An 18,300-nucleotide genomic window follows, 5' to 3' on the forward strand; every position below is an offset into this window, starting at 1 on the left:
ATCAAGGGATGCGAGCAACCACACGGCGCGGATCGGCGGATGGCGAGACCGAAGCACTCGGCAAGCAGCGCGCCTATAACAGCCAGTCGATGACCGAGCGGCGCTCCCGGATCATTGCCGCGACGCTTGCGACGATCGAGGAAAACGGCCTCGCCAAGACAACGATCCGGACAGTCAGCAAGCGCGCGGGCGTCGCGCTGCGGACGCTGTACCTGTATTTCGACAATCGCGAGGCGATGATCAGCGTCGCGATCAAGGAGTTTTTCCACCAGTCAGTGGAAGCGGGAAAAGACGAGGACGGTCCGGCCACCCTCGACCAGATGCTGGAGCGGTTCGATCGGTTGAGCGACGTCATCAAGAATTCGCGCGCCTATTCGGCGGCGCTCGCCCCGATCTATTTCTCGACCAATCTCGACAGCCGTATCTACGACATATTGCGCAACATCGCGCTGTCGCACGTCTTCCCATATCTCGACATCTGCCTGAAATCGGCGCGCATGCGCCCGAGCGCGCAGATGAAGGATCTGATCTGCACGCATATCGCCAACACCGAATATGCCGTGATCAACGATGCCCTGGCGGGCAGGCTGCCTGAAGCCAGGCTTGCGCTCTGCCTGAAGATCGCCGTCCTGTCCTGTATCGCGGGCTTCATTCCCAAACCGCCCAAGGATCTGGTCACCACGCTGCAGGAATTGCAGTCCACCCTTTGATACCAGGGTGGGGGATGCTGACGCATCCGTACCCCGCACCGCTCAAGCGTCACGCCACGCCTCGATGATCGGCCCGAGCGTCGCGCGGCATGCCGCACGCGCCCCGTTCCGCGGCATGCCCGGTAGCGATCACGCCACACATGCGGGAGCCGGCACGGTTTCGCGCGACGCCCGGAGATGAAGGCTCGGCAAGGCCGATCATCGTGCATCGACCGATCATCATCGCATGCCTTCCCACGCTTCGGCCACCCAACCCCGATCATGCGCTCGCCCGGGCCCGCATCGGGCTCCCCACTTGAACATTATATCAAGATATATATTCTTGCCTTTGGAAAGCGGCTGAGTCGCTGTGCAAGGGTGGAGGAGAGGATGGCCGATCGCCGGCACGAAGATGATGGAATCCTGGACGTTCTCGTGCTGGGCGGCGGCTTTGGCGGGCTGCACAGCCTGTATCGGCTGCGCGAGGACGGGCACCGGGTGCTGGTGCTTGAGGCCGCACCGGATGTTGGCGGCGCATGGTATTGGAACCGCTATCCGGGTGCGCGCTGCGACGTTGAAAGCCTTGTCTACTGCTATACTTTTTCGCCGGTCATCGATGCCGAATGGCGGTGGAGCGAGCGCTATGCGGCGCGCGACGAGATCGTGCGCTATCTTCGCTGGGTTTCGGAACGGCTCGACCTGAGAAAGGACATCCGCTTCGATTCGCGGCTTGCCAAAGCGCATTACGACGCGGCGGACAATCTCTGGAATTTCGAGACCGAAGGCGGCGATCGCTACCGGGCACGGCACTTCCTGTCCGCCGCCGGCCCGATCTCCGCCCCGATCATGCCGGACATCCCCGGGCTCGACCGATTCCAGGGGGACATCATCCACACCGCACGTTGGCCGGAGGCCTATCCCGATTTCGCCGGCAAGCGCGTCGGGATCATCGGCACGGGATCTTCGGGCACCCAGGTGATCCCGATCGTCGCGCAACAATGCGAAAAGCTCACCGTCTTCCTGCGCACGCCCAATTTCTACTCGCCCGCGCGCAACCGGCCGCTGACCGATGCCGACCATCAATGGTGGCAGCAGAATCGCGACCTCACCCGCGAGCGCCTGCAGCAGGGCCGGCGCTGGGGCGGCGGCGACATCATGCTCGACGACGAAATCAACGACGCGATGTTCGAACCCGCCTCGAACTTCACGACCGAGCGCCGCCGTGAAATCTATGAAGCGCGCTACGCCAATGGCGGCGGCGTCGTCGGCTGGGCGTTCGCCGACGCGATGGTCAGCGTCGACGCCAACGAGGAAGCCGGCGATTTTCTGCGCGAGAAGGTGCGCGACGCCATCGTCGATCCCGCGATCGCGGACAAGCTCACACCGCGCGGCTTCGCCTATGGAACCAAGCGGGTCACCGTCGGCACCGATTTTCCCGAAACCTTCAATCGCGACAATGTCGAACTTGTCGACGTGAAGACCGAAACGCTGGAGGGGTTCAACGAACGGGGCGCGATCGTCGCGGGGCGCGAGATTGCGCTCGACTATCTGATCGCCGCGTCGGGCTTCGACGCGTTGACGGGTGCGCTGACGACGATCGACGTGCGCGGCAAGGACGGCCGCTCGCTCGGCGAGATATGGGCGGACGGCCCGCAGACCTATCTCGGGATCAGCGTTCTCGGTTTTCCGAACATGTACATGATCGGCGGACCGGGCAGCCCGTCGGTTCTGACCAATGTCGTGATGACCAACGAAATGCAGGTGGAGTGGATCGCCGACCTGATCAACCATGTCGAAGACAATGGCTATGTCCGGTGCGAAGCGACCGCCGAAGCGCAGAACGAATGGACCGAAAAGGTCGGCGCGCTGGTCCGGGGCAATTTGTGGGAGACCGCCGAAAGCTGGTATGTCGGCGCCAATGTTCCCGGCAAACCGCGCGTGATCCTCGCCTATGCGGGCGGCTATACCGCGTACAAGGCCGAATGCGCGGAGATCAGCGCCGCCGGTTATCCCGGCTATCGCTTCACAACCGAGAACGGCCATTAGAGTGATTTCGAAGCAGGCGCCCCCACCTGTCGGTTCGCGGCCATCGGGCCGGCGGAGCCAAGTGACGGGAAACAAGATATTCAGAGTCGGCCCGGTTCGATCTGAACCGGATCGACTCCAGCCTTGATGAAGGGACGGCGCCAAGGCGCCGCCCCCTCTCCCCCTTTTCGAGAGCGCAATGGCTTGGAGTCTGTTTGAAGATGCGCCTTTGGCGCATTGCTGCGCCAGCCTTGGAAATGTGCTCTTCCGCGCATTTCCAAACGGACTCTCAATCCAGCCAGGCAGGCGCGCGCTTTTCGATAAAGGCGCGCGCGCCTTCACGCGCATTGGGCGAAGCGAGCACGTTCGCGATCGCCTCTTCCTGCGCGGCTAGAACGGCGGTCTCGTCACGATCGGCGGCGAGCCGCGTCACCCGCAGGCTTTCCCGAACCGAGCTGGGCGCATTGCCGGCAATGGCCTGTGCGATCTCGACGGCGGCCGTGATCTCCTGCCCGGCGGGCACCAGCCGGTTCGCCAGCCCGAACGCGCAGGCGCGCTCCGCCGACAGGCGTTCGCCGGTCACGACCATCTCGATCGCCAGCGCCCGCGGCAGCGCGCGCGCGATACGGTGGCACCCACCGGCGCCGGCGATCAATCCGCGCTTCACCTCGGGCAAGGCAAAGACCGCATTCTCGCCGGCAACGATCATGTCGCAGGCAAGTGCGAGTTCCATCCCGCCGCCAAAGGCGCCGCCATGGACCGCGGCGATCCAGGGTTTGGCCCTGGGCGCATAGACGAAGCCGGCGAAGCCGGCGCCGAACGGCATGAGTTCGTCCACGCGCCCCGCGGCGACCACCTTCAGGTCAACACCTGCGCAAAAGGACTTGCCGCGCGCCGCGAGGATCGCGACGCGGATCGACGGATCCGCCTCGATCCGCATCGTATATTCGCCGAGTTGCCGCGCGAGCGCGCCATTGACCGCATTATGCGCCCCGGGCCGGTTGAGCGTGAGCAAGACGACGTGATCGCCGATACGCTCGAACAGAACCTCCGCCTCCTGCCCGTCCGCCTGCACATCGATCGCCATCGTCAGTCCCTCCAGCTCACAAGTCCGTCGAGCGCTTCGATTTCGTCGCCGCGGATCAGGATCGGGTTAATCTCCAGCGATTCGAGATCGGGGCCAAGCCGCAGCGCCTCGTCGCCGATCCGCGCGATGATATCGGCCAGCCGGTCGAGATCGGCGGGCGGGATGTTGCGGAAACCCTGAAGCAGGCGGAACCCCCGCAGCTTCGCCAGCATCGCCCGCACCTCTCCCGCGCTCACGGGGAGCGGCGCGGTCGCGGCATCGGCGACGAGTTCGACCAGGATGCCGCCCAGTCCCACGGTGATCGTCGGCCCCCAATTGGCATCGCGGGTCACGCCCACCAGCAGTTCCACGCCGCCTTCACGCATGGGCGACACGATGACCCCGTCGACCCGCGCATCCGGCCGCGCGGCAGCGACCGCATCGACGATCGCGTCGAATGCTTCGCCGAGCACCTCGCGCGCGACATTGAGGCGGACGCCGCCGGCTTCGGTCTTGTGCGCGATATCGGGCGAAAGAATCTTCATCGCGAACGGCCCGGCATCGCCGATCGCCGCCGCTTCGGCGCGCGTCTTCACGACATAGGCGGGAATGACCGGGATCGATCGGGCGGCGAGATGATCGAGCACGGCGCGCTCGGTCGCGAGCGGAGGGCGTTCGGCGGGATCGATCGCGGCCTGGGCCAGCAGCAGCGATGGCGCCGCCGTATCGAGCCGCGCCGACCACCAGGCGGCCTTGCCGGCGGCACGCAGCATGACATCGATCCCGCAGACGATGTGCGGCAAGCCATGTTCGGCGATCGCCCGACGCGTCACATCGGTCAATGTCCTCGCGGTGGTCAGCACCATGATCGCCGGCTTGCCGAGCGTCGCGACCGTGCGGCCGATCGCGGTCAGCGCGCCGGGCAAGGTCGCCTGCCCCTCCACCACCGGAACCGCCAGATTGACCGCGATGAGGCCGATATCGGGTGATGAGGCGGCGATCGGCAAGACCCGCTCGAACAGCATCTCGTCACGCACCGCCGCACCGGTGACGTCGAGCGGATTGAGTGTCGATCCGAAGCCCGGCATGACCGCCGCAAGCGCCGCCGCGACGTCCGCCGAATGCGGCGGCACGCACACGCCCGCATCCTCGGCGCCATCGGCGACCAGGGTGCAGGCACCGCCGGAGATCGAGATGAATTCGAGCCCGGAGGCAGGCAAAGGGCCCGTCGCCGCCAGCAGGCCGGCGGTGACGATCAGATCCTCGGTCGAAAAGACCCGGATGATGCCAAGCCGCTCGCACACCGCGTCGAACACCGTATCGTTTCCGGCAAGCGAGCCGGTGTGCGCCTTCGCCACCTCGGTCGCCAGTGCGCTACGACCGATTTTCAGGATCACGATCGGCTTGCGGCAGGCGCGCGCGCGCGCCGCGGCCCGTTCGAAGCGCGCAGGGTCCCGAATGGATTCGGCGAAGATCGCGATGGCACGCGTCTCGTCATGGTCGACCAGATAATCGACGACATCCGCAAGCGTCAGCTGGCCTTCATTGCCCGTCGCGGCGACGAAGCTTGTGCCGATATTCTGGCTGTGCGCGAATTCGTTGAGTTCGCTCGCCGTCGCGCCGCTCTGCGACACGATGGCGATGCTGGGCGGCAACAGCGGCAGCAGCGCGGGGATCGCGGACACCGGCGCCCGCGCGGTGACATTGTTGAATCCCAGCGAATTGGGTCCCCAGACATTCATGCCAAGCGCGCGCGCCTTCTCGAGCAAAGCCTGCTGCGAAGCGACGCCCTCGCTTCCCGCCTCGGCATAGCCCGCGGTCAGGATGACGGCATTGCGAACACCCGCCGCCGCGGCATCGTCGAGCGCATCGAGCACCGCCGCCTGGGGAACGGTGACAAAGGCCAGATCGATCGGCGCGCCGACCGCACGGCATGACGCGAAGCCCTTCATTCCCAGCACGTCGATACCCGCGCGATTGATCGCGAAGACCTTGCCCTGATAGCCGAAGTCCCGGAAATTCTTGGCGATGAATCCGGTCCATGGCGATTTTTCGGTGGCGCCGATCACAGCAATGCTCGTCGGCGCGAACAATGTCGCCAGGGGATGGCCGGCCGCCGCCGCATTCGTCATCGCATCCATCCTCACGCCCCGCCCTCAACCGCAGCCATCAGCGTCTCGATGGCATCGGCGAAATCCTGCTTGAACTCCTGAACGACCGCCGTGGCGGAGCGGATGCTGTCGACCAGACCGACACCCTGGCCGACCCAATAGCTCGAAAGCGCCTTGGCCTGCGGATTGCCGGCATCGGCCGCGCGCTCGATGCGGGCGAAGGTCGGCACGCTGATCAACGCCATCATCGGCATCGGCAAGGCACCGGGGCTTTGCGGCCCATCCCATGCGTCGTGCCATGCCGAGCGAAGCTGGCGGCTCGGTTTGCCCGTCCGCGTGCTCGAACGGATCGTATCGCGCGACGTAGCGGCGACCATCTTGTCCTTGAAGGTTTCGCTCGTCTCCGCCTCGGTCGTCGCCAGCCAGATCGATCCGGTCCACGCGCCGGCGGCCCCCATCGCCATGCACCCGGCCATCTGCGCGCCGGTCATGATCCCGCCCGCAGCCAGCACGGGCACGTCGCGGATCGGTTTGACCGCCTTGATCACTTCGGGAACGAGCACCAGCGTCGAGACCTCGCCGCAATGGCCACCGGCCTCGCCACCCTGGGCGACGAGCAGGTCGACACCGGCATGAACCTGGCGCACCGCATGCTCCTTCGCACCGACGAGCGCGCCGACGGGCACGCCATGCCTGCGCGCGCGGTCGATCATCGAAGCAGGCGCGATACCGAGCGCGTTCACCATCAGCCGGATCGGATGCCGGAACGCGACATCCATCAGCGCCTCGCCCGCTTCGGGCAGGGTGGGCAGGAACAGCTTGTCCACCACATCTTCGCGATTGGCCTGGATCTGATGGTTCCGCAGAAGATCGACCGCGAAATCGATATGTTTCTGCGGCACCCGCGCGACGATCTCGTCGATATCGATATCGGTGCCCAGCGCCTGGTTCTCGGGGATCAATATGTCGACGCCATATGGCTTGCCGTCGACATGATCGTCGATCCAGCGGAGCTCCTCCTCAAGCGATTCCGGCGTAAACGAACTGCCGCCAAGCACCCCGAAGCCGCCGGCCCGGCTGACCGCCGCGACGACATCGCGGCAATGGCTGAATGCGAAAAGCGGGAAATCCGCGCCGACGAGCTTTCGGATATTGTCCATTACGATATCTCCAATGAATATGTGCAGGGCGCGCGGTCACCGGCCCGGGGCGCGGCGATATGCCTCACCCCCCAAGCCCCAGGCCGCGCATCGCGATCAGCGTGCGCTGGATCTCGTTGCTGCCGCCGCCGACGACGTACATGATCGAAAGCCGCAGGATCTCCTCGACCAGCCCGTCCGCCGGCGCATCCGGGGCATCCGCGCCGAGAAGCGCCTGCCCACCGAGCAGATCGAGCCCGGCCTCGCAGATCGCCTGAGCAAGCTCGCTGGCATGGATCTTCGCCGCCGCCGCCTCGACCAGCGGGGGAACGCCGTCATCCATCATGCGAAGCGACGCCATCGCCAGCTCGCGCCCCGCCATCAGGCTGGCGGCGAGTTCGCCGATGCGCTGAACGATCGCCCGATCGGCGCGCAAGACCGCATCATCGCGGATCGCATCGATGATGCGGCCGAGCACGACCGCGAGACGCGATACGAACGCCCCCATCGTGATCCGCTCATTGGCCAGCGCGTTCGACAGGATCGCCCAGCCCTGCCCCTCCTCACCGAGCCGATACGCCGCCGGGATGCGGACATCGTCGAAGAAGATGCTGCAGAAGACATGGCCGTGCAGGCCCGTCATCGGGCGGACGCTGATCCCCGGCGTGTCCATCGGCAGGATGAACAGGCTGATTCCCGCACGCCTGGCATCCGGATCGGTGCGGGCCGCGAGGATCATGTGCGACGCGCGCTGCCCGTCGGTGGTCCAGATCTTCTGCCCGTCGATGCGATACTCGTCCCCGTCGCGGCGCGCACGCGTCCTGAGGCTTGCAAGGTCCGATCCCGCCTCCGGCTCGCTATAGCCAAGGCAGCCGGTCACGCGGCCCGCACGGATCAGCGGCAACAGCTCGCGCTTCAGCCGCTCGCTGCCATGTGCGATGATTTCGGGCGCAATGATGCGGCACGGGCAGATCATGGCATGCCCCGGAGCATCGGCCAGCTGCATTTCCTCAATAAATGCAAGCAGTTCGAAAGCCGTTGCCGCCATGCCGCCGGCGTTTTCCGGCCAACTCAGCGTCGTCCAGCCGTCGCGGCCCAGGCGCGCGGCGAAATCCAGATCCCAGTCACGTTCCTCGAAGGGCCGCGCGGCAAGCGCGGTCCGATCCGACAGCGTCCAGTTCTCGGCCAGCCAGTCGCGGAAACGGGCGCGGAACCGCATCGCGGGATCGTGCGCGGGCGCCAGCAGCGATTCCAGCGCGGATGCGCCGTCATCGACCAGGACCGCGCCCAGCGCGGCGGCCGCCCGGGTGGCGCCGCCCAGCCGTGCGGTGTCGCCATGCACGCGCCGGAACAATCCCGGCGCTTCATGCTCCTCTGCGAAGCCGATCGCGCCGAAACAATGCTGGGTCTCGAGCGCGACCCTCCGCAAGGCGGCTCCCGCAAAACCGACCGCCGAAGCGGCAAGCATCTGCCAATGCGGCGCGGCCGCATCCTGCCCACGGGCAGCCGCAAGCAACATCAGCCGCGACGCATCGAGCCTGATGCGACCATCCGCGAGCTTGTGCTGCACCGCCTGGAAAGACCCGATCGCCTGACCGAACTGGCGCCTGATCCGGGCATAATCGACGACCGCGTCGAAACCGCGCAGCGCGGCGCCCAACGCACGCGCGCACAGGGCGAGGCGCATGGTCCACAACAACGGCGCGACGCCCTCGGCCAGGTCATGGGTCCGCTCGAGCGCCACCGCCTCCAGCCGGAGATCGCACAGCCCGTCGACAAGCGCCGCCACCGGCGCGACCGTCACGCCCGGGCTGTCGCGTCGGACGAGGCCCGCCCTTCTCCCTTCGCCGTCGAAGAGCAGGATATGATCGGCTTCGCGCGCGCCGTCGACGAGGCGCAGCCTGGCCGAAACATGACCATCGGCGAATTCGGCACGTCCGGCGCCGATATCGCCGGTTTCGCCAAAGGCGATCGCGACCCGGCTTCCCTGGGGAGCGAAACCCGGCAGCGCGATATTGAGCGATATGCTTTCCGCGAGCGGAATGCCCGATCCCGCGCGCCCAAGTTCGATCAGGACGCGCAGTCCGTCCTCGAAACGCCCCATATCGGGGGATTCGCAAAGCAAGGGCAGGCCGAGATCCAGCGCACGCGACCATGCGCCGCCCTCCACCGCCGGGCCGGCAAAGCTTCGGGCCACCGAGTCCAGAAGCATCCCGATATCGAGTGCAGCTTCGCCCTCTCCGTCCAGGCCACGCTCCTCCGTCGCGACGGCGCTCATGCCGCGCGCCAGTGGCGATAGCCGTCCGGCGCTTCGAAGACGTCTCCGGCCATGCCGACGGGCTCGACACCCGAGAGCAGCATCCGCAGCGTCGCGTCATCCTCGCGCGGGACACGAGCGACGAAGCGGCTGCCCTGCGGAGCGCGGCCGACGATGGTGGCGAACGCCGGTGTGCCATCGCGGCGAAACGGCACACTCAAGGCTTCGATACGACCTGGCCCGATATGATCCTCGTCAAGCCGAGGCACCGGACCGCGCAGCCGGTCGGCATCGGCCTGAACGTCGAAATCCTGCGGAAAAAGCGGTTCGCGCGGCTGGGTGCGCGACAGGATGATCGTGTGATTGTGCGTCGCGAACCCGCCATTCGCGAAGATCAGGCCGTGGCGCGCGCCGGCGCGCAGCGTTCCGGCCATCGCGGCCGCGGCATGCATCATGCAGTTCCCGATCGGCCCACCACCGAAGGTCAACCCGCCGTAGACGCTGGGCAGCCGTTCAAGCGGCCAATCGAGCACCCGCCGCGCCATCTTCGGAATGCAGGGGAAGCAGCTGTACAGTTCGACGCAATCGAGATCCCGCGCGGCAAGGCCGTTCATCTCCAGCGCACGGCCGATCGAGGCGATCATCGCCGGTGAATGCGCATAGCTGTCGCGTGCAAGGAAATCCTCGTCCTCATGGGCCGCGGCCCCCGCGCCGACGAAGACGATCCTCTCGTCCGGCACACCGCGTTCGCGCGCCACTTCCAGACTGGTCACGATCAGCGCCGCGCCCTGGTTGACCGCGCTGTTCGCCACCATCAGCTTGCTATAGGGATAGGCGATCATCCTGTTCCGCGGCGTCACCTCCAATATGGCGTCCGGTTCATGGACGGCGCGCGACCAGGCATAGGGATTGGCGGCGGCCGCCTGCGAATAGGCGGACCAGAGCCGCGCGGTTTCCGCCTGGGCCTCCGCGAATGTCTGCCCCCAGGCCGCCCGCGTCGCGGATTCGTACAGGGGGTAGACGTCGGTCGGCGTCATCAGTCCGTATTTGCGAAGAAAGGGGCGCACCGACGCATCGAGAAGATCGCGCATCGCATCCGGCTTCTGCGCGTCGGGTGCGGCCTTCTGCGCCGCCAGCGCCGCGCGATTGGCGGCGGTCCGCAGCGCTTCCGCCCCGGTGATCGCGGCGATGCGCGCTTCGCCCGAAGCGATGAGATTGGCGGCATGGTTGAGCAGGAAGATCGGCCCGTCGCCACTCGGCTCGCGGGTCAGCAGGCTGGCGCGGGGATGGATATCGAGACGCGCCAGGAGATGGGGCGTGATCGCTTCATCGCCCGGCCATGGCGCGACATCGCTGCTGATCTGATTTTCGATGCCCAGGAAATCGGCATCGGCCAGCCATGATCCACCCGCATCGCGCTCGGCGCGATCGAGCGCCGCCTGCATCAGATCCAGAACGCTCGGGCCCGGAACCTCATCCTTCGCATGATCGCTGATCTGGCCTGCGCCCACGATCACCGGGGTCCGGGAAGCTGTCGTCATCTCTGTCTCTAAACTCGTTACGGTGCGGGCGGAACGAGGCTCGATCCGCCCGCGCATGGTTTCATCGTCAGAATCGGGAGGTCAGCTGCAGCATCACCTGCCGCCCGCGATTGGGGAGGCCCATCAACTGCGAGGTGATTCCGGGTGTCACGGGTGCGCCCGGCTTTTCCGCGACATAGGAGGAATAATATTCGTTGCTCAGGTTGCGGCCGATCAGCGCGACTTCCCAGCGCTGGTCAGCCGATCCCAGCCGGACCGATGCGTCGAACAGCCAATAGGATGGCTGGATGCCAGCGGGATTGCCGTTCTCGAGCGCGAAATATTTGTCGCTGTAGCGGGTATTGCCGGTCAGTCCGAACAGCAGGCTGCCCGAAACGGGCACGTTGACGTCGAACCCGGCATTGGCCGTCCAATCAGGCGCGCGCGCCAGCGCCACGCCGCTGAGATCCTGCGAGAAGGTGCCGTTGCCGTTGGAGACATTGCAGCCCAGCGCCGCGGTCTGCCCCGTCCAGCAGCCCGCGATATAATCAAGGAAGCGCGCATTGCTGTAGGCGATGCCGCCATTGAGCGTCAGCCAGTCATTGGGCCGTGCGTTGAAATCGAGTTCAACGCCCTTCACCCGCGCCGAAGCGGCATTGGTGATCCGGAAACTCGTCGTCGCGGCATCGAACGAATTCACCTGAAGGTTCGAATAGCGATAGGAATAGACGCTGGCGGTGACGGTGGCGCGACGATCGAAGACACGCGCCTTGATACCGCCTTCGAAGCCCTTGATGCGCTCGGCATCGAACCGGATCGAGTCGACGGTGATGGTGGCGGGAATCAGGTTGGTGCTGATCCCGAATCCGCCCGATTTATAGCCGGTCTTGTACGCGACATAGGTGGTGAGGTCGCTGGTCGGGCGCCATGTCAGCGTGATTTCCGGCGAATAATTGCTGTCGGAATAATTGTCCGCGAACAGCTTGCCCTGCGGGGCGAGGACGACACCCGAGAGCGGCGGGTGGACATAGGTGTTGACCAGTGTCGAGTCCTTGGTTTCGTGCGTGTAACGCACGCCGCCGGCAAGTTCGAGTTCGGGGACGATCTTCCAGATCAGCTGCCCGAACAGCGAATAGGTATCGCCATCGGTATGGCCGGGCTTTTCCCAAGTGTGATATTTGCCCGTGGCCGGATCGACGGGCAGCGGCGCGATCAGCACGGTATTGATGAAATCGAGCTTCGTGTTCTGATAATAGGCGCCGACCATGAAGTTGACCGGACCATCGAAGGTCGAGAGCAGCCGCAGCTCCTGGCTCAACGAGGTGAATTTCTCCGTCTCGGCGGAGTCATAGGCCATGTAGACGGTCGCATCATAATTGTCGGAATATTTCGTGTTGCTCTTGAAGAGGCCCGTCACCGATGCGATGTTGAAATTCTCGGTTTCGTAATTGGCCTGCAGGCTGCCGAGCAGCATCTTGATCTTGCTATAGGGATTCTGCTTCGCGGTCGGCCAATTGTCCGCATAGCCGTTGGGCAGCGCACCGTTCGAATAATTGCGGTTGAATTTGCAATCGCCGAAGGGGTCGACCGCGACGGCCGGATTGCCCGCATAAACGACGACCGGCGTCGCGAAGGCGCCGCAATTGTAAAGCTGCTGGCCAGCGGATGGCCCGTCATTCTCGTTGATCATGCCCGCGATCTTCAGATTCGCGCTGAACGGGCTGTCGACAGGTTCGAATGCGAGCGTGACGCGACCGACAAATTCCTTGTCGCCGGGGCGCGACGTCCTGGGCGCCTGTGGCAGGTTATTGGGCCCGGCGAAGGGCGAACTGGTGAGCTGGCCCGCGGTATTCCGCAACCAGCCATCCATGTTGCGGTAGCGGACCGCGACGCGCGCGCCGAAAACATCCGACAGCGGCCCCGATACCGCGCCTTCCACGATTGCCTCGTCGGCGACGAATTCATAACCGATCCGGCCATAACCCGACAGCTCCTTGGTCGGGTTGGCCGAACTCATGTTGATGACGCCCGCCGGGCTGTTCTTGCCGAAGAACAAGGCCTGCGGCCCCTTCATCACCTCGACCTGGGCAAGATCGAGCAGACCGAGCGTCACGATGCGCGCGCGACCGGTCTGGACGCCGTCGACATTCACCGACACCGCCTGATCGAAACCGGCATTGGAGGGCGACGTCCCGATACCGCGCAGCACGATCACGCCGCCGCCGCCGCTCGTCGACTGGCCGATCGACAGTGACGGCGCGAGCTTGGCGAGGTCGCGCGAGTCGGTGACGCTCAGCCGCGACAATTGCTCGCCGCCGATCGCGCTGACCGCGACCGGCGCCTCCAGCAGGGTTTCCTTGCGCTGGCGAGCCGTCACGATGATGTCGGCGCTGTCGATACCGGATGATGCTTCGGCCTGACCGGCCGGTTCCTGCGCCCGGGCCGGCGCCGCGGCCATGAGCGCGGCCCCAGCAACCGACGCGCAGAGCAGTCCGAGCCGCAATCCCCCCGAAGATCTTTTGACCATTTCAGACATATCCAATCCTCCACCCTTATATGTTCAGCTTGTTCATGGACTCAGGTCGAAATCTCGCGCAGCTCCCCGATCGCCCGCTCCAGATGGGGAATGCCCGATGGAATGACTTTTCGAAGCGTCGCAATGCCATGCACATGGCCGGCCGCCTCGACATGCCGAACCACCACGCCGGCGGCGCGGCAGGCCTCGACATAAGCGCGCCCCTCATCGCGCAGCACGTCATGGCTGCAGGTCAGGACGACAACCGGCGGCAGCGACGCGGCAGCGACGCCCAGCAGCGGCGAGCAGTCCGGATCGGAGCGCCGTCCCGGATCGGGCGCGTAGCTGGCGATGAAATACGCCATGTCGTCCGCCGTCAGCAGATGCCCTTCGGCGAACGCGGCATAGGATGGTGCCCGGCGCGACAGATCGAGCACCGGATAGAGAAGAAGCAAAGCGCGAAGATCGAGCCCATCCGCCTTGCCGCGTGCTCCAAGTGCCGCGGCGAGCCCGCCGCCCGCGCTGTCGCCCGCGAGGACGAGTCCATCCGCCCGACCCAGCGGAGACAGGCCCGATGCGACCCAGCGCGCGGCGGTCCGCATATCGTTCAGCGCCGCAGGAAAAACGGCCTCGGGAGATCGCCGATAGTCGACGCTCGCCACCCGCAAGCCCGCGTGCGTCGCGAGGAAGCGGCAGAAACTGTCGTGACTGTCGAGATCGCCGGTGACCCAGCCTCCGCCATGCGCGAAGAGGACGACCGGCCCTTCGGCGACGGCTCCGGCCGGCGTGTAGAAACGCAGCGGAACCGCATGCCCGTCCGCCGCGCACAAGCCATCCGCCGCATCGACTCCGGCAAGCGGCGCATCATCGAACGACGCGCCCATCTGCCCGACCGCGGCGCGCGCATCCTCGACGGACATGCCGCGGAACGAAAGCTCCGGCCCCTGCGCGAGCAGCGCCAGCAGCGCCTGGGCATCGGGCGCGAGGCTAACGGCCACCGGCACCCCCTTTTGCCCTGCCCGCGGCGGCGCGCGCCTCGGCCTGGACATAGAGCCGGATGCTTTCCGCATCGTCCGGGCTGAGCGAGGCACTGAAGCTCACCATGCCCCGCTCCGCCAATATCCCGTCCAGAACGACCGAGCGCCAGCCATCTCTGTCGGGAAGCACCCCGCTGCGCCGCAAATCCGGCGTGACGTTCGCAGAGAGCACCGCCGCGGAATGACAGCCCGAGCAGCGATCGGCATAAAGCGCGGCGCCCTTCTCCACCGCCGCCGGGGGCAGCGCCTCGCTCGTGAGGGCGAAGGGCAGCAGATCCGGACGCGGCGGCAGCTTCGCCTTTCCGCCCAGCTTGAAAACGAGCAGCCGGCCGTTCATGCGCGGGCGCGGATCGAACAGGTCGGGCAGCGCCAGCGCCATCGCGCCGCCATATCCGGCAAGGACCGCGACATATTGGGTGTCGCCGATCCGATAGCTCATCGGTGCCGCGACAATTCCCGACTGGCTGTCGAACCGCCAGAGCGGCGTGCCGTTGCGGTCGTCATAGGCGACGAACGCGCCGCCGCCCTCACCCTGGAAGACGAGCCCGCCGGCAGTCGCCAGCACGCCGCCATTTACCGGGCGCGGATGATCGACTTTCCAGGCCAGCGACTGCGTCATCGGATTCCAGGCGATAAGCGCGCCGTGCAATGCCTCGCGCGCGGCCTTCATCTCGGCGGGCGTGCGCGGCGGCGGGGCGGCGGCGAGATCGACACCCAGATTCCAGCGGCCGGGCCGATAGACGAAATTCTTCTCCTCACGGTAGAGGAAGGGGATCGATTGGGCGGGGATGTAGACGAGGCCGCTGCTCGGGCTGTAGGCCATGGGCTGCCAGCTATGCGCGCCGGGGCTGCCGGGCAGTCCGAGTTCGGGCTTCTCGTAGCGTGCATTGGCGGTTTCGATCGGCCGGCCGGTCTTCATGTCGATGCCGCTCGCCCAGGTCACCGGCACGAAATTCTTCGCGGAAACGAGCGCCCCGTTCGTCCGGTCGATGACGTAGAAAAAGCCGTTCTTGGGCGCCTGCATCAGCACCTTGCGTGCCTTGCCCTCGATCGTCAGGTCGGCGAGTATGATCGGCTGGGTCGCCGTGAAATCCCAGGTTTCGCCGGGATTCTGCTGATAGTGCCAGAGATATTCGCCGCTGTCGGGATCGAGCGCGACGATCGAGGTGAGGAAGAGATTATCCCCCTTGCCGTTCGACCGGATGCGATGATTCCAGGGCGATCCGTTGCCGACGCCGATATAGAGCTGATCGAGTTCCGGATCGTAGACGATCGCATCCCAGACGGTGCCGCCGCCGCCATATTTCCAGTAATCGCCCGCCCAGGTCGGCGCCGCCCTCGTTCGCAGCACCTCATCCGACGCCGCGCCATCGGGGCCCTTCGCGGGATCGCCCGGCACCGTGTAGAACCGCCACAACCGCTTGCCCGTCGCGGCATCGTAAGCCGAGACATAGCCGCGCGCGCCGAGGTCGCCGCCGCCATTGCCGATAAAGACCTTGCCTTTCGCGACGCGCGGAGCGCCGGTGATCGTGTAGGGCCAGCCCTTGTCGAGCGTATCCGCGCTCCAGACGAGCTTGCCCGTCTTCGCATCGAGCGCGATGAGCCGTCCGTCGAGCGTGGCCGAGAAGATCTTGCCATCGGAATAGGCAGCGCCGCGGTTCACGACGTCGCAACAGGCCTTGATCGCCGTCTCGCCCGGCACGTGCGGATCATATTGCCATATGAGCGCGCCGGTGGCCGCATCGACCGCGATCACCTTGCTCCAGGCGGTGGTCGCGTACAGCACGCCGTCGACGACGAAGGGTGTCGCTTCCTGGCCGCGATCGGTATCGAGATCGAGATGCCAGGCCAGGCCCAGGTCGCCGACATTGTCGCGATTGATTTCGCCGGCCTTCGAATAATGCTGTTCCAGCGGCGAACCGCCGCGCGACGACCAGCCGGCGGGATCCGCATCGTGCGAAGCGGCGGCACCACCCACGCCGTTGCAAGCCGTGAGCGCCAGCGACAGGATGGCGGGCAGGAAAAGTCCGGCCGAACGCATCGCTCAGCCCTCGGCCAGATCGATATAGACGGATTTGGTCTCGAGAAAGGCCGCGAAGCCCTCTTCGCCCAATTCGCGGCCGAGCCCCGATTCCTTGAACCCGCCGAACGGCATCGCCGGATGGGTGACGCCATAGCAGTTCACCCAGACATTGCCGGCGCGCAACCGTCCGGCCAGGCGATGTGCCGTCCCGACATTGCTGGTGAAGATGCCGGCGCCGAGGCCGTAATTGGTATCATTGCCCAATGCCGCGACCTCCTCGATCTCGTCGAAGGGGGTCGCCACCACGACCGGCCCGAAAATCTCCTCCCGCACGATCCGCGCACTTGCGGACAGATTGGTGAAGACCGTCGGCTCGATGAAGAAGCCGTCGCCGCCGATCGCCTTGCCGCCGGCGACGATCTCGCCGCCTTCGGCCCGCCCCAGCGCGATATAATCCTCCACACGCCGGCGCTGCTCTGCCGAAATCAGCGGCCCGATCTGCGTTTCCGCATCCAGGCCACGCCCGACACGCAACACGCGCGCGATCTCCGCGACGCCCTCGACCACGCGATCGAACGATGCGCGCTGCACATAGAGCCGCGATCCCGCGAAACAGATCTGCCCGGTATTCGCGAATATCGCCTGCGCCGCCCCCGGGATCGCCCTTGCCATGTCCGCATCGTCGAAAATGACGCAAGGCGATTTGCCGCCGAGTTCGAGCGTCACGCGCTTCACGGTGTCGGCCGCCGCGCGCAGCACGGATTTGCCCGTCGCGGTGGAACCCGTGAAGGAGATCTTGTCGACGCCGGGATGCGCGACGAGCGCGGCCCCGGCATCGCCGAAGCCGCTGACGACATTGAGCACGCCGGGAGGCAGCCCCGCCTCGCTCGCCAATTCGCCAAGCCGAAGCGCTGTGAGCGGCGTGTTCTCCGCGGGCTTCACCACACAGGTGCATCCCGCCGCCAGGGCCGGAGCGACCTTGATCATGAAACTTGCGATCGGCCCGTTCCATGGAATGATCAGGCCGACGACACCGACGGGTTCGAGCGCCGTATAGGCGTGAAAGGCCGCACCGCCGCCGGAAACCGCAGCCGAGGTATGCCGTCCGACCAGCCGACCCGCCATGCCCGCGAAATGGCGGAGCCAAGCGGCCGATGCGGCCACGCCCCATTGCGCGAAGCCAAGCGGCATGCCGTTGTTCAGAACCTCGAGCTCGGCGAGTTCGGCGGCATTGGCCTCAAGAAGATCGGCATAGCGCCACAGCAGGCGCGATCGGGCATCGGCGGCGATCCCGCGCCAGCCATCCGCCTCGAAGGCGGCACGCGCCGAAACGACCGCACGATCGATATCGGACGCTCCGCCACGCGCGGCACGCGCGATCGCGCGCCCGGTCGCGGGATCGAGAACATCGAACGCTTCATTGCCATCCGCCGGGCTGGCCGCGCCACCGATCCAAAGCCGGGGGGCGGCATTCGATACACGCGGATGCACATGATCCATATCAACGGCGGAACTGTCGGCCACCAGCATCCTCCTCCCTGCCGGTGCCGCCAGGGGCGCACCGAAATCATCGCGCGGCATTGTGACCCACATCTCTGCGGAAAGGGCCTATATCTACCGTTTCGTTCGACTGGTAGAAATTATGGCGAAAGGCGACAAACTGTCAATACTGTATATCGGCGCGCAATATTGGAGCCCGTCAGAACCGCCGCGAAGCCATCCCAATTTTTGACAAATAATCATTTAAAATCATTTATTTATATCATATTCAAACAGCCGATTCCGGCAATTCTGGTCATCATATGATCAGTCGAAAATCGTATCCTCACGACACATCGCCGATAGCACGCGCTTGACTCGCCGTAGATCATATTTCATGATTTCGACCTATCGGTAGATTATTGACCGGCGACGAGCC

Annotated in this window: 11 protein-coding genes; 2 read left to right on the plus strand and 9 right to left on the minus strand. The window is 65.6% G+C overall.

What is annotated here, in order from left to right; translation table 11 throughout:
* The first annotated feature begins 8 nt into the window (after window positions 1–8).
* Together K7G82_RS25165 and K7G82_RS25170 are read left to right on the plus strand one after the other, a co-directional pair.
* The gene (locus K7G82_RS25165; protein ID WP_222992711.1) at window positions 9–710 is read left to right on the plus strand and encodes a TetR/AcrR family transcriptional regulator; all 702 of its coding nucleotides are present in this window, start codon (window positions 9–11) and stop codon (window positions 708–710) included.
* 369 nt (window positions 711–1,079) lie between these two features.
* A complete protein-coding gene (locus tag K7G82_RS25170) occupies window positions 1,080–2,735 on the plus strand; it encodes a flavin-containing monooxygenase (RefSeq protein ID WP_222992712.1) in 1,656 nt (551 codons plus the stop codon).
* Between the two features lie 268 nt (window positions 2,736–3,003).
* On the opposite strand, the gene K7G82_RS25175 is transcribed toward K7G82_RS25170, so the two are convergent.
* The 9 genes from K7G82_RS25175 to K7G82_RS25215 form a co-directional block, all read right to left on the minus strand.
* Window positions 3,004–3,801, minus strand: a complete 798-nt coding sequence (locus K7G82_RS25175; protein WP_222992713.1) for an enoyl-CoA hydratase-related protein — start codon at window positions 3,799–3,801, stop codon at window positions 3,004–3,006.
* 2 nt (window positions 3,802–3,803) lie between these two features.
* Window positions 3,804–5,912: an acetate--CoA ligase family protein gene (locus K7G82_RS25180; RefSeq protein ID WP_222992714.1), complete on the minus strand. Its 2,109-nt coding sequence runs from the start codon at window positions 5,910–5,912 to the stop codon at window positions 3,804–3,806.
* Window positions 5,913–5,923: 11 nt separating this feature from the next.
* Window positions 5,924–7,051, minus strand: coding sequence for an NAD(P)H-dependent flavin oxidoreductase (locus K7G82_RS25185; protein WP_222992715.1), 1,128 nt, complete (start codon window positions 7,049–7,051; stop codon window positions 5,924–5,926).
* 64 nt (window positions 7,052–7,115) lie between these two features.
* A complete protein-coding gene (locus K7G82_RS25190; protein WP_222992716.1) occupies window positions 7,116–9,308 on the minus strand; it encodes an acyl-CoA dehydrogenase family protein in 2,193 nt (730 codons plus the stop codon).
* Window positions 9,305–10,828, minus strand: a complete 1,524-nt coding sequence (locus K7G82_RS25195) for an acetyl-CoA acetyltransferase (protein ID WP_222992717.1) — start codon at window positions 10,826–10,828, stop codon at window positions 9,305–9,307. The genes K7G82_RS25190 and K7G82_RS25195 overlap by 4 nt, the downstream gene beginning before the upstream one ends.
* 67 nt (window positions 10,829–10,895) lie before the next feature.
* Window positions 10,896–13,265 carry a TonB-dependent receptor gene (locus tag K7G82_RS25200; protein WP_222992718.1) on the minus strand — a complete coding sequence of 790 codons (2,370 nt, stop codon included), beginning with the start codon at window positions 13,263–13,265 and terminating at the stop codon, window positions 10,896–10,898.
* Between the two features lie 119 nt (window positions 13,266–13,384).
* Window positions 13,385–14,320 (minus strand): alpha/beta hydrolase fold domain-containing protein, encoded by a 936-nt coding sequence (locus K7G82_RS25205; protein ID WP_222992719.1) that lies wholly within the window; start codon window positions 14,318–14,320, stop codon window positions 13,385–13,387.
* Window positions 14,310–16,400 carry a PQQ-dependent dehydrogenase, methanol/ethanol family gene (locus tag K7G82_RS25210; protein WP_222992720.1) on the minus strand — a complete coding sequence of 697 codons (2,091 nt, stop codon included), beginning with the start codon at window positions 16,398–16,400 and terminating at the stop codon, window positions 14,310–14,312. The genes K7G82_RS25205 and K7G82_RS25210 overlap by 11 nt, the downstream gene beginning before the upstream one ends.
* Before the next feature lie 3 nt (window positions 16,401–16,403).
* The gene (locus K7G82_RS25215; protein WP_343228643.1) at window positions 16,404–17,906 is read right to left on the minus strand and encodes an aldehyde dehydrogenase family protein; all 1,503 of its coding nucleotides are present in this window, start codon (window positions 17,904–17,906) and stop codon (window positions 16,404–16,406) included.
* Window positions 17,907–18,300: the final 394 nt, after the last annotated feature.

Origin of the sequence: Sphingomonas colocasiae (assembly GCF_019880585.1) — a bacterium.
GTDB lineage: Bacteria > Pseudomonadota > Alphaproteobacteria > Sphingomonadales > Sphingomonadaceae > Sphingobium_A > Sphingobium_A colocasiae.

Excerpts from the sequence above, each read along its gene's own strand:
- K7G82_RS25165 (WP_222992711.1), top strand. The coding sequence starts at position 9 with ATGCGAGCAACCACACGGCGCGGATCGGCGGATGGCGAGACCGAAGCA.
- K7G82_RS25170 (WP_222992712.1), top strand. The coding sequence starts at position 1,080 with ATGGCCGATCGCCGGCACGAAGATGATGGAATCCTGGACGTTCTCGTG.
- K7G82_RS25175 (WP_222992713.1), bottom strand. The coding sequence starts at position 3,801 with ATGGCGATCGATGTGCAGGCGGACGGGCAGGAGGCGGAGGTTCTGTTC.
- K7G82_RS25180 (WP_222992714.1), bottom strand. The coding sequence starts at position 5,912 with ATGACGAATGCGGCGGCGGCCGGCCATCCCCTGGCGACATTGTTCGCG.
- K7G82_RS25185 (WP_222992715.1), bottom strand. The coding sequence starts at position 7,051 with ATGGACAATATCCGAAAGCTCGTCGGCGCGGATTTCCCGCTTTTCGCA.
- K7G82_RS25190 (WP_222992716.1), bottom strand. The coding sequence starts at position 9,308 with ATGAGCGCCGTCGCGACGGAGGAGCGTGGCCTGGACGGAGAGGGCGAA.
- K7G82_RS25195 (WP_222992717.1), bottom strand. The coding sequence starts at position 10,828 with ATGACGACAGCTTCCCGGACCCCGGTGATCGTGGGCGCAGGCCAGATC.
- K7G82_RS25200 (WP_222992718.1), bottom strand. The coding sequence starts at position 13,265 with ATGGCCGCGGCGCCGGCCCGGGCGCAGGAACCGGCCGGTCAGGCCGAA.
- K7G82_RS25210 (WP_222992720.1), bottom strand. The coding sequence starts at position 16,400 with ATGCGTTCGGCCGGACTTTTCCTGCCCGCCATCCTGTCGCTGGCGCTC.